This is a genomic window from Lysinibacillus fusiformis, assembly GCF_002845985.1.
In the GTDB taxonomy this organism is placed as follows: Bacteria; Bacillota; Bacilli; order Bacillales_A; family Planococcaceae; genus Lysinibacillus; species Lysinibacillus fusiformis_D.
In genome coordinates this window covers 145,558-158,174 of sequence record NZ_PDFK01000006.1, presented here as the reverse complement: position 1 = coordinate 158,174, position 12,617 = coordinate 145,558, and the positions used below count along the sequence as shown (strand labels likewise).

At 38.0% G+C, this 12,617-nt stretch carries 12 protein-coding genes; 1 reads left to right on the top strand and 11 read right to left on the bottom strand.

Annotated elements, in window-relative coordinates; genetic code table 11:
- The first annotated feature begins 81 nt into the window (after positions 1 to 81).
- Positions 82 to 1,224 carry an MFS transporter gene (locus CRI88_RS17915; RefSeq protein WP_036119191.1) on the top strand — a complete coding sequence of 381 codons (1,143 nt, stop codon included), beginning with the start codon at positions 82 to 84 and terminating at the stop codon, positions 1,222 to 1,224.
- A 17-nt stretch (positions 1,225 to 1,241) separates the two neighbouring features.
- On the opposite strand, the gene CRI88_RS17910 is transcribed toward CRI88_RS17915, so the two are convergent.
- The 11 genes from CRI88_RS17910 to murB form a co-directional block, all read right to left on the bottom strand.
- Complete coding sequence (locus CRI88_RS17910; RefSeq protein WP_036119194.1) at positions 1,242 to 1,550, bottom strand: hypothetical protein; 309 nt, start codon at positions 1,548 to 1,550, stop codon at positions 1,242 to 1,244.
- Between the two features lie 497 nt (positions 1,551 to 2,047).
- Positions 2,048 to 2,329, bottom strand: coding sequence for a GNAT family N-acetyltransferase (locus CRI88_RS17905; RefSeq protein ID WP_036119196.1), 282 nt, complete (start codon positions 2,327 to 2,329; stop codon positions 2,048 to 2,050).
- 147 nt (positions 2,330 to 2,476) lie between these two features.
- Entirely contained in the window at positions 2,477 to 3,391 is a 915-nt protein-coding gene (locus CRI88_RS17900) for a DUF1002 domain-containing protein (protein WP_036119200.1), read from the bottom strand.
- Positions 3,392 to 3,539: 148 nt separating this feature from the next.
- Complete coding sequence (locus CRI88_RS17895; RefSeq protein ID WP_036119203.1) at positions 3,540 to 4,397, bottom strand: CvfB family protein; 858 nt, start codon at positions 4,395 to 4,397, stop codon at positions 3,540 to 3,542.
- Between the two features lie 29 nt (positions 4,398 to 4,426).
- A complete protein-coding gene (gene mntR, locus CRI88_RS17890; RefSeq protein WP_036119205.1) occupies positions 4,427 to 4,846 on the bottom strand; it encodes a transcriptional regulator MntR in 420 nt (139 codons plus the stop codon).
- Between the two features lie 122 nt (positions 4,847 to 4,968).
- Complete coding sequence (locus CRI88_RS17885) at positions 4,969 to 5,265, bottom strand: late competence development ComFB family protein (protein WP_369802788.1); 297 nt, start codon at positions 5,263 to 5,265, stop codon at positions 4,969 to 4,971.
- Between the two features lie 170 nt (positions 5,266 to 5,435).
- Complete coding sequence (locus tag CRI88_RS17880; protein ID WP_101966903.1) at positions 5,436 to 7,559, bottom strand: heavy metal translocating P-type ATPase; 2,124 nt, start codon at positions 7,557 to 7,559, stop codon at positions 5,436 to 5,438.
- Positions 7,540 to 7,911: an ArsR/SmtB family transcription factor gene (locus tag CRI88_RS17875; RefSeq protein WP_036119214.1), complete on the bottom strand. Its 372-nt coding sequence runs from the start codon at positions 7,909 to 7,911 to the stop codon at positions 7,540 to 7,542. The genes CRI88_RS17880 and CRI88_RS17875 overlap by 20 nt, the downstream gene beginning before the upstream one ends.
- 151 nt (positions 7,912 to 8,062) lie before the next feature.
- Entirely contained in the window at positions 8,063 to 10,432 is a 2,370-nt protein-coding gene (locus CRI88_RS17870; protein WP_101966902.1) for a penicillin acylase family protein, read from the bottom strand.
- 414 nt (positions 10,433 to 10,846) lie between these two features.
- Positions 10,847 to 11,602 carry an exodeoxyribonuclease III gene (locus CRI88_RS17865; protein WP_036119219.1) on the bottom strand — a complete coding sequence of 252 codons (756 nt, stop codon included), beginning with the start codon at positions 11,600 to 11,602 and terminating at the stop codon, positions 10,847 to 10,849.
- A 52-nt stretch (positions 11,603 to 11,654) separates the two neighbouring features.
- Entirely contained in the window at positions 11,655 to 12,569 is a 915-nt protein-coding gene (gene murB / locus CRI88_RS17860; protein WP_101966901.1) for a UDP-N-acetylmuramate dehydrogenase, read from the bottom strand.
- Positions 12,570 to 12,617: the final 48 nt, after the last annotated feature.

The following is a 12,617-nucleotide window of genomic DNA, read 5'->3' as shown; positions in this document are numbered from 1 at the left end:
TGGGCGTCCTTTTGTATTGGAAATGTTATAATAGAACTACGAATCTAACTTACTATAATGTTCTATTTCATCGGAGGAGCTATGAAGAAATTTATCTATGTAATTATTTTCTTTTCGTTTTTCGACCTTTTTACCCAGCTTCCTGTTATGAGTACATATGCTGAATCTTTAGGAGCATCAGCATTTCTAACTGGTCTAGCAGTGGGTATGTATTCACTTTCCAATACATTTGGTAATATCATTTCAGGCTTTTTAACAGATCGTAAAGGACCTTTTATCATACTAATTGTTGGTCTTTTCACAACAGGTTTATCGTTAACACTATATAATTTAATAGAGGAGCCAATCGCACTATTAATTGTACGTTTTATCCATGGACTTGTTGCAGGCTTCATTGTTCCTGCTGCCTTCACATTTTTAGCAAATGCTACTGAGCAAGAAAAAAGAGGTAAGGGCAGTGCTATTTCTGGTGCATTTGTTGGTATTGCTGCCATTATAGGCCCTGCTTTTAGTGGTATTTTAGCAAGTCGAACAAGTGTCCCATTTGTTTTCAATATCACGGCAAGCTTTATGCTGCTATTAGGCATTCTTGCGTTCTTTCTACTGAAAGCAAACCAAGTAAAAAAAGAGAAAGCAGAACCGAATACATATATTCCGATAAGGGTCTTTTTTAAGAACACGGGAACATTAAAAGCCTTTTTAGGAGCCTTCTTCTTAATGTTTTCTCAAGGTGTCATTGCTTATCTACTTCCGCTCAAAGTCCAATCTTTAGGCTATGACTCTCGTTTAAGCGGTACTTTAATGAGCACATTTGGTATAATTGCTGTTCTTGTTTTTCTTTTACCAACGAACCGCATTTTTGATAAGGTTGATCCTCTGAAAACATTGTCTGTTGGTATAGGGTTAATGGGCATAAGTCAATTATTAATTAGTCAAGCTGATTCTAACACTTTACTTTATATAGCGATGGCTTGTTATGGCGTCGGTTTCGGTTTCCTATTCCCTTCAGTCAATTCCTTACTAATTGACTCTACAACTGCTGAAGTACGAGGAAAAGCGTATGGTTATTTTTATGCATTTTTCTCTCTTGGCGTCGTTTTAGGCTCTTCTTTATTAGGCTGGCTGTCACTTGGTACAATTAGCGGCTTTATATTTACTGGAATCGTCCTTTTGCTCTTTGCAGGAGCGATCCTTATTTCACACAAAAGACCTTCTCATGCTTAAATGAGAAGGTTTTGTTTTTATTTTTCTTTTTCTTGAATTTCTTCGTTATAGAAATGGACACCTGTATGTCCTCCACCCTCTGCTACCATTTCATTCGAAGCAATTTTAGTTGGAGATGTGCCCGCCTCTGTTGCTACCTCTGTTGAAACTCGTTCTGTAATTCTGTCATCCATATTAGGTCCAGATGTGAGATACGTTTCGAATTTAGCTTTCATACTATTAAACATCGTTAGTGCTTTATCACGATTCTCTTTTTTACTTAAGTAAGATGCTGCTAATCCCGCTAAACCTGCAAGGACAACACCTGTTCCTTTTCGTTTTGCCATGATCTATGACCTCCTAAAAATATAAAAACTAGCTCTGTAATATAGTTTTTCCCTAATCTTAGAAGAATAAACATTATTTTTTTATAACTTCTAGCATATATATAAATGTAAGACTTATACTTGCTTTTTTATCTAGTAATGATACTGCTATTCAATACAATTCGTCTCGTTTTTATTGCGGACAATCACACTCCATCTCCTACCAAAACTCAACTTGAAAACCTTCTATTTTTTCATTCAACATAATTTTGTAACTATTTATGATTATAAAAGGCAAGTAAAGGGAATTAATGAATTAATACTAAAAATAGGAGAGTGGTTAGGATGAAAGAATTCGATTTAGCTTATGATTGGATAGATATGGCTGCATTACTAGGTGGAGCTAGCTTCTTAACGGTATTAATTTATAGTGTCACTCTACTGTAAGGAGCTGCTTACATGATTTGCTCTGGCAATTAAAAGGCAATCCGCTTAATCAAAAGCAGATTGCCTTATTTTTATTGTTTCACGTCATTATATGCATCTGATTTTTCAAATGCGGCTACAACATAGGAACAAACGGCCTCCATTTTATAACCCTTTTCACGTGCATACGATGCTGCTTGATCGAGTAATTGTTTGGCCACACCTTGACCACGGAGCTTATCTGATACATATGTGTGATCCATTACCATCACTGAGCCATTTTGCTGCCAAGTAATTTCTGCGAGTTTCTCCCCTTCTTGCTCATTCAAAAATGCATATTGATTTTCCGCTAGTTGCTGTAATTGGAATTCCATTTCTCACCACTCCTTTTTTTCATAGTACCATAGCTTTTTATATTTTCACAAAATTTGTGTACTCTTTGTGTTATGCAAAAAAAATCTGAACACCCACTCTAGCATACTGAGTAGGTATTACAGATTTTTTTTAACGACTATAAAACTTTAGTTAAACCATGAAGAAATGGTATCTTTTAGATTTGCGAAGAAACTTTTCACACTTTCCCAGAAACCTTTATCTTCCATGAGTGAGCCGAATTTTTCTTGGATTGTGTTACTAATATCATTTAACTGTTCAGACCATTTACTAAAATCAATGTCTAGCTTACTGATTTTATTCATTAAATCTACTAGCAATTGACGGTCCTTTTCACTTAAATTAATTTCAAGTTTGTTTAATTGCTCTTGTACAATTTTTTCTACTTCTTCACGTGTTGCTGGCTTCAATTCCGCAATTTGCTTTTTAATTTCTGTCAGTAATTCTGCAACCTTAGCATCATCTACCCCTGCAGATTCTGCAATAGATGTAGCCACTGATAATTCTTCGTTGGCAACATCGGTACGCTCAATATCAAGCGTTTCGCCTGTTGTAACTTCATATGCCTTGTAAATACCTACTAGCGCTGAATGTCCCGTAACAGCTTTTGGCGCAGCTACTTGTACCGTTGCATCTTGAATTCCTGCCGTAAGCATCGCATTCGCGTACATTTCAGAAGTTACCTGCGTAATATTAGATGGCGTTACAATCTCTATAACTAAACCTTTCCCCGTATCTCTACGTGTAATTTTCGCAGAAGAATACATACGAGAGCTTGAATTACTATCTTTAATGTATTTTACTAGATCCTCACCAGACACAGTAATTTCTTCGATTTCAGGTTCTTCACTTACTTTTAATGATTTTTTGACGGATTCTTTTTCAGCCTCAGATAAATTTGCTCCATATACGACGATAGGTACGCCCAATTTTTCATCAATTGCTTTTGGTGGCGTATTATCAGATGCAAACCCTGTTGCTGGTGCCATCACTCCAAATACCAACATTGTAGCTGTTAGTATTTTAATCCATGTTTTTTTCAAATCGTGTGACCCCTTTCGCTAAAACATCTATTAGCCTGTATAATGTATGCCACTATACAATTATTAGTACGAAAAAAAGACGAGAAGGTTTCAGATGTCTCTCGTCACTTTTTCTGTGGTAATGCAATTCTAGCAAGTGAATTTTCCACTAAACTTCTTCAGTCCAACCGTCTTGTTGCTTTATTTTACCGGCCTTCATGAGTGTTCCTAGTGCACGTTTAAATGCCCCTTTACTCATATTGAACATTTCTTGAACCTCTTCAGGGGATGATTTATCACCAAATGGCATTTTGCCGCCCACATCTTGTAGATAAGTCAATATTTGCTGTGCATCATTTGAAAGTCGTTCATGCTTTCTTGGTAAAAGGGAGCCATTCATCGAACCATCCTCTTTTACGTCGATAATCCGTACAACTACATCTTGCCCTAATCGAGGCTCTGCATTGCGCTCTGATTCATGAACAAAAATACGGTAAGGAGCTTCTACCCCTAGTAAAAATGTGCCAACTGGTAACAAACGATATGGACGTGCCTGAATGTTTTTATTGTGCATATCTTCTAGTGCACCTTCATATAGTTCTGTCACTTTTTCTTCCGTTGCCAAACGTCCAAATAAATCACCATTTCGATCCGTGCGCAATGTCATAAATACATGGTCACCTGGTTCTGGCCACAACTCTTTTACTGCTGGTAAATCCTCTGCTCTTACTAAAACCTCACGAGATGTACCAATATCTACAAAAGCACCTTCACGTTCAACCACTTTCAAGACACGAGCCCAGCCATATTCTCCTTGAGTAAAAGCTGGAATAGCCGTTGTAGCAGCCAAATCACCACGACGATCTACAAATAAAAATACTTCAAGGCGATCACCTACTGCTAGTGGCTCTGTTACCTCTGAAGCATTTAAAGGGAGTTCTTCCACTCCATTTGTTAAAATCCATTTCGATGCTTGTTGCTCTAATACCGTTAATGTAACAACTTCACCTGATTGTAATGCGTTCATATTGTCTTCCTTTCCTTCACACCATCATTTTAAAGATTATGCTGTGTCTTAGATGCCTCTAATTTTTTCACGATGTCTGGATTCTCTTCCATTACTTGCACAAGATCTGCAATACGATCGATTGAATTCCAACTTAAATGATGTTCAATTCCCTCAACATCATCATAAATACGCTCTTCATCCACACCAATCATTCGTAAAAACTGCTCGAGCAATTCATGGCGCTGCACAAGACGCTTGCCAAGCTTTTCTCCTTTAGGCGTCAATGTCAGTCCACGGTATTTTTCATAAACTAAATAACCATCTTTATCTAATTTTTGAACCATTTTTGTAACAGAAGAAGGAAGTACAGATAATGCTTCAGCAATGTCAGACACACGCGCATATCCTTTGTTGGCGATTAATAAATATATTTGTTCGATATGGTCTTCCATACTAGGTGTTGGCATATCCTTTTCCCTCTCTTTCCTTTTCTTACTCTCTAGTTTACTACAAGCTTGGCTTAAAAGTTAACTGAAAATACATATGTCAGAAAAACACTTCTTCTCCAACTTAAAAAGAGCCTCTTCTATTAAGAAGTAGGCTCTACTTTGTGTCGAGGATACTTATTTACCACATGTAACGCATGAATAATCTCTTTGTTGATGCGCTCAATACTTTCAGGAGTATTCATTTCTTTAAATGCCTCATCTCTGGCTTCCATAGATGTAACATACTTACTTGGCAATGCATTTAGTGTAAGTGCCACCGTGTCGAATTCACAGATTTCGCATTTACAAAATGTTTGATATTCTGGTCCTCGTAGTAAAAAGCTTACTAAACCACGCACAATCTCTTCTGTAACATTTACTAAAATAGGATCTGACATATTCAAACTTTCGCCTCATTTATATTTAATTGTTACATTACTCCTGAAACTATAATAGCCTTTTAAAAATGCTTTTTCAAGAATCCCTAGTAGCATCTATTCGCATAAAATTCATAGCGTTAGCGTGAGATTAATTTCCTACCTTATTTTACATAACTACACCTTACATACTATTTTTTTGCTCTAATTAGTCTTAAAGAATTAAATACAACTAATAGCGTAGCACCCATATCCGCAAAAATTGCTATCCATAATGTCAGCCATCCTGGAATGACAAGCAACAACGCAATTAATTTTAAAACTAGGGCAAATATAATATTCTCTTTAATGATGCGTAATGTTTTTCTGCTCAAGCCAATGGTATACGGAAGTTTGGTTAGATCGTCACCCATTAAGGCAATATCCGCCGTCTCAAGAGCTGCATCTGTTCCTGCTCCACCCATGGCAATTCCTACATTTGCAGTTGCTAATGCTGGTGCATCGTTTACCCCGTCCCCAACCATCGCTACAGCACCAAATTGTGCACGTAAATCCTTAATCGCCATTAATTTTTCCTCTGGTAATAAACCAGCGCGCACATCTGTCATCTTTAATGAAGTAGCAATAGCTTGTGCTGTGGGTTCTGCATCACCTGTTAACATCACCATATGCTTTACTTTCAAGGCATTTAATTTTTGTAATACGTCCTTACTTTCATGGCGCAATTGATCAGCAATTCCAATAAGCCCAATAAATTGGCTATTCGAAACAGCTGCTATTACTGTTTTACCCTGTTCTTGCAATTTTTTAACTTGATTTTCAATTTTTTTATCTACAGTAGTTAATGTCACTATCCATTTCATACTGCCTACATAAATAATCTGATTGTCTACTGTAGCATACGCACCCTTACCTGTTACTGATTGGAAATCTGTTGGTACTAACTCTGGTAAATTTTTATCATGCGATTTTTTTAAAATGGCTTTAGCCAAAGGATGCTGAGACTGCTTTTCTACTGCTGCCACTAGTTGTAATACATAGTCCTCTGAGCAATTATCTGTTGTCACAATATCCGTTACTGCTGGTCGTCCCTCAGTTAATGTACCTGTTTTATCAAAGGCTACAGCTTCAATATGTCCTAATTGTTCTAAATGAACACCGCCTTTAATAAGTACACCTTGCCTTGCAGCATTCCCAATTGCCGTTACAATGGCAACTGGTGTAGAGACAACAAGTGCACAAGGACATCCTACAACTAAAACAGCTAAACCTTGGTAAATCCAGTGCTGCCAGTCACCTACTAATAATGGTGGAATAACAGCTACTAGAAAAGCAATAATCATGATGGCTGGTGTGTAATATTTTGCAAAGCGATCAACAAATTGCTGAGAAGGTGCTTTTTCTGCCTGTGCTTCTTCTACCAGATGAATAATTTTGGCAATGGTTGTGTCTTCCACACGCTTTGTCACACGTACTTCGAGCGCACCCTCTTCATTAAGAGTCCCAGCAAATACTTCATCATTTACTGTTTTATTAACAGGAATCGATTCACCTGTAATGGCTGCTTGGTTGACTGCAGACAACCCGCTAATCACAATCCCATCCATCGCAATCTTTTGCCCTGGCTTGACAATTAAAATATCACCTATCTCAATGTCTTCTGTTGGTAGTTCCATCTCATGGAAGTGTTCTCCGTGAGCTCTTTTAATAATAGCTGTTGGTGGAGCTATATCCATTAACTGACGGATGGACTGACGAGCTTTATCCATTGAATACGCTTCAAGCGCCTCACTCACAGCGAATAAAAAGACGACAACAGCCGCTTCTTCCCATTCGCCAATAATAGCAGCGCCAATAATGGCAATCGTCATAAGCGTTTTCATATCAAATTCAAAGCGAGCTAGATTTCGGAAGCCTATTTTAAAAATGCCAACTCCACCCACAAGGATCGCTAATATGAACATCGCTATCGGTAGCGGATGTGATTCCTCTAGCATACTAACAAATAGATAGCCTAAAATAACAAAAAGCAAAGATATACCAGCTAGAACATTCTCTTTTTTACGGTAAAAAGGGGTAGCATTGTCAAGTGTTCTTGCTGCTGATTGGGTAACCTTAATGCCATCAAAGGCACCTGCTTCTTCAATTTGATCGACACTAATAGGGCCGATTACAGTAATTTTAGAAGCGCCAAAATTAACTTGTGCATCCTGTACAGCAGGTATAGCCTTTACATTCTTCTCAAATTTCGCCGCACAGCTGGCGCAGGATAGATTTTGTAGCCTGTATTCTTGTTTAGTTGGTGTCGCTGCCATTGGCAATCCCCTCTTTCGCATGTTCATAGGCAATTGTTACAATTTGGTATATATGCTCATCTGCTAAAGAATAATACATTTGCTTTCCTATACGGTGTGATCTGGCTAAATTATTTTCTTTTAAATATCGTAAATGATGGGATGCTGTCGCTACTGATGACCCAATAATAGTTGCAACATCACAAACACATAATTCATCTTCTACTGTTAAGGCATAGGCAATTTTAAGTCTTGTTTCATCAGATAATGCTTTTAAAAATTTTGCTACACCTGACAAATCAGGCATTTGTTGTTGTACCTTCGTGACCGCTTCTTCATGTACATGCGTCACCTCACATATTTCTTTTGGCATTTTCTCACCTCATTCAAATATTCGTTTGATTGTAATCAATATAACATATTATTCCATCATATTCAAACGAATATTTGAATGTTAATGATCTATATCATTGTAATTTTTAATAAAAAAAGTTAGCGCACTTATTATGTACGCTAACCTTTTATTACCGTGCCTTTAATTGTAATTTTTTTCCTTTTATATCTTCTTGTTTCACAAACGTTTGATGATAATCACCATTCGCCCAATCAAGCACTTGATCCTGGTACCAATCAGACTTTACGTGCCCGCTCTGACCAGGACCAACAATATGATAGGCTGAGCTTAAATCCCCTACATCTACCACAAAACGCCAAGATGCACCATGATTTACATTACCAGCTAAATCATTATCTGCTGCTTGTACAGTAACCTTCGATCCCCCGATTGGAACCTTTTCAGCATTAAAGTAAGCGGCAAGAATTGGTGAGGCACTACCCAATGTATGATCAAACGTAAGCTGATGGTAATCACCCCATTGCCACTTCGCTGCATTTTTGCCGAATTGATCTTGTAATTGTGCAATTGTCAGCTCAAATGCCTTATAAACTGTCTCATCCACACCACCCTGCTCCTCAATCCAAATGCTTTTCTCTCCTGCATACGCTGTACGTAAGAGTTGGTCTGTAATATTAAACTTCCCATACATGATGTCATACATATCTTCAGGCATTTGATCCTTAAACAACACTTCCTGTAACTTAATCATAAGTGTATGGAAGACAAGGGGTACACCTGATTCCTTTGCATCTACCATATCCCAATCCTCTAACATAGCAATAATCTCTGTGTACTGACCATCCTGCTCTTTCGCTTTTATAGATGTTAATAAATCGGGTAGAAACTCTCTTGCATAAAGATTATGCTGATCCATTTGCAAATCCATCATATCTTCTACTGTAATTTCATCATTTGCCTCTAGCACTTCTTTAATTCTCTCGAAACGATAAGGCTGCGCCCAGAAATCCGTGATGTGATAAGGATAGTCCTCTCCAATGACTTGGTTATTCGCCGTTGCAATAAAGCCTTCCTTTGGATTCACTACAGTCGGTAGTTTATCCCAAGGAATAAAATCTTCCCAGCCATAGTCACTAGAATCACCTGGCACTGGTAATTGTCCATCACCTTGCTTACGAATAGGTATTTGACCATTAGCTTTATAGGCAATTGTGCCATCCTTTGAGGCAAAAACAAAGTTTTGAGCTGGTGCCTTAAAATCTTCTAATGCTTTTTCAAAGTCCTCCCAAGATTTTGCCTTATTAAACCCAAGCACCGCTCTCAATTCCGCTGTAGGTTGAAGCGCTGTCCATTGCATCGAAAATTGTGCTGTGGGCTCAGTATCCTTAAAAGCTAAATCTGTCATAATAGGGCCGTGACGCGTGACAACGACGTCAAAATCTACCGTTTCACCATCCTTCACCTTGATTGGCTCATCACGTACCTCCGCTTGCTCCCACTGACCATCATAGCGGAATTGTGTTGGGTCATCCGGATTTGGTATTTCAATATATAGATCCTGTACATCAGGCCCCACATTCGTAACACCCCAGGCAATTTCATCATTATGACCTAAAATAATACCTGGAATTCCTGCAAAAATAACACCACTGACATTTTGTTGTGGGGATTGTAGGTGCATTTGATACCAAATAGAAGGTGTACTTAATCCTAAATGTGGGTCATCTGCTAAAATCGGTTTTCCAGATTTCGTTTTATCCCCAGAAACAACCCAGTTATTACTACCATTAAATTCATTTGGTAATAAATCTGCACTAAACTGCCCTGCCACTGCTACAGGAGTTTGGATATTGGCCTCGATAATGGACGAAGCATTTTCAGGATATTTAATAAATAATTCCTTCGCCTTTGCTTCATCAAAGTTTTGTAATGCCCAGTGACGGAAGGCTAATGTATTCCAATTTCCGCCCAAATCATAAGCCATATATTTACCTATCGTTAAGGAATCAACAACCGTCCATTCCTCAGGTTCATAGCCTAACAAAGCAAATTCATAGCTTAAGGTATTGTTTTCCTTCGCCTGTGCAATAAAAGCATTTACCCCTTCAGCATACCATTCTAGTACTTGCTTACTTTCTTCATCATAAGCTGCTAATGATTTCTCCGCCGCATCCCGTAAACTGAACGTACGGAAGTGCTTGTCCGTATTAATGGTTGCTTCCCCAATAATTTCAGATAATCGACCACTTGCCTGTCTTCGTGCTAAATCCATTTGAAACAGTCGATCTTGCGCTTGGACATAACCTTGTGCACGATACAGATCGGCATCTGTCTCAGCCAAAATATGCGGAACCCCTTTATCATCCCTTGTGACCGTCACATCCTGATCCAGAATACTAACAACTAACTCACCATCAATTACTGGCTTGGATTTATTCATAAACCATGTAAACCCAATAAAAGCCACAACAGCCAAAGCAGCTAATACCCCAGCAAAAACAATGAGCCACTTTTTCCACCTAAACTTTCTCTTTCCCATTGCATAACCCCCTCTTTGCACTATATTCTCGTTTTACCTTCCCAAACCCGTTTTAATAAGCAAATTTTTAGCGAATTTCCGTATGTTATGTATAAAAAATCTTCTTTAAATACGAAATTTCATATCAATCCGCTATTAAAATAGTATAAACAATAAGAATTTTGAAGGCTACTGAACCGTTTTAAAAAATCATATTTTCCTATAGAGGAAGATATGACTTTATGTGAGAAGGTTATCTTGTGTTGGTTTCATGTATTTGGCTTACGGTCTCCTATTTTATGAGCGCTTCGATGCTATCCTTTAGTGGTTCCCTCAACGCTTTGCTTTCACTTTTGAGCGAAGCAACCCCTATTAATTTTCTAGAACAACCATAAAAAAATCGTATTTTCTCCATGAAAATACGATTTTTTAGCACTAGACATGTAATTGTAATTCAATTGGGCAGTGATCGCTGCCCATAATGTGTGGGTGGATTGTTGCAATATCAATTTGATTCTTTAATAGATCAGAAACAACAAAGTAATCAATACGCCAACCAATATTGCGTTCACGTACTTTATTCATATAAGACCACCATGTGTAATGGTCAGTTTCATCAGGATGCTTATAGCGAAAAGAATCTACAAAACCACTTGCTAATAACTCTGAGAATTTCGCTCGCTCTTCATATGTAAATCCTGAATTTCCTATATTAGACTTTGCATTTTTTAAATCAATTTCAGTGTGTGCAACATTTAGGTCACCACAATAGACTACGGGCTTCTTACTATTCAGTTTTTGTAGATAGCTTGCTAAACGGTCCTCCCAATCTAAGCGGAGAGGTAATCTGGCTAAATCGCGCTGTGCATTCGGAGTATAGACATTCACTAAATAGAAGTTTTCATATTCTAATGTAATAATTCTACCTTCATCCTGAGTGTCTTCCTCCCCCACTCCATACTTAACAGACAACGGGGTATGCTTAGTGAATATAGCGGTTCCTGAATACCCTTTCTTCTGTGCATAATTCCAATACTGCTCATATCCTTCAAGAGCAAGCTCTACTTGTCCAGCCTGACATTTTGTTTCTTGGATACAAAAGAAATCTGCTTCCATTTGATGAAAGAATTCTAAAAAGCCTTTACCTAAGCATGCTCGTATTCCATTAACATTCCATGATATAAATTTCATTTCATCCTCACTCCTAAAAAAACGCCCTTCGACTTAAACGAAGGGCGTGATATTATAGATCGTCACCAACAATTTTAACTTCTGTCTCTAATTCAACACCAAATTTTTCCTTCACGACGCGTTGGACCATTCGGATTGTTTCAATATAGTCAGTAGCAGTGGCATTACCTTTATTGACAATAAAACCTGCATGCTTGGTAGAGACTTCTGCATCACCTACACCTTGGCCTTGCAAGCCACTATCTTGAATAAGTTTACCTGCAAAATGACCTGGTGGGCGTTTGAAGACACTTCCAGCAGATGGGTATTCTAAAGGCTGCTTTGATTCACGTTGGAACGTTAAATCAGCAATCTTCGCATCAATTTCTTCTTGCACCCCTACCGCCAATTGAAATTCAGAGGATAACACATAATAGCCTTTTTTGGCAATTATGCTTTGTCGATAGCCGAGCTCAAGCTCTTCTTTAGATAATACTAAAATGTTTCCTTCTCTCGTTAACACCTTAGATGAAACGATAATATCCTTAATCTCACCGCCATAAGCACCTGCATTCATAGCCATTGCTCCGCCAATTGATCCAGGAATACCACAAGCAAATTCGAAACCAGTTAAAGAGGCTTGCGCTGATAGCTTCGATACATCTTTGATTAGTGCACCACTTTGTGCATAAACATGCTCACCATTAATACGAATCTCATCCAGACTTGAGAATGTTACAACGATTCCTCTATGACCGCCATCACGAACAACCATATTTGAGCCGTTGCCTAACATTAATAAAGGAATATTATTTATATATGCATAGCGAATAACTGATGCTGCCTCTTCTTCTGTTTCAGGAAGAACAAAAACATCTGCTTTGCCACCTAATTTTGTCATTGTATATTGCTGTAAAGATTCATCTAACTTAATATTGGCAGGATTAATATTTTTTGCTAAATCCTTCGCCCATTGTTCTTTTGTCATGAGAGCTAATTCCTTTCTAACGTCCTTCTTACTCTACACCAGTATGGA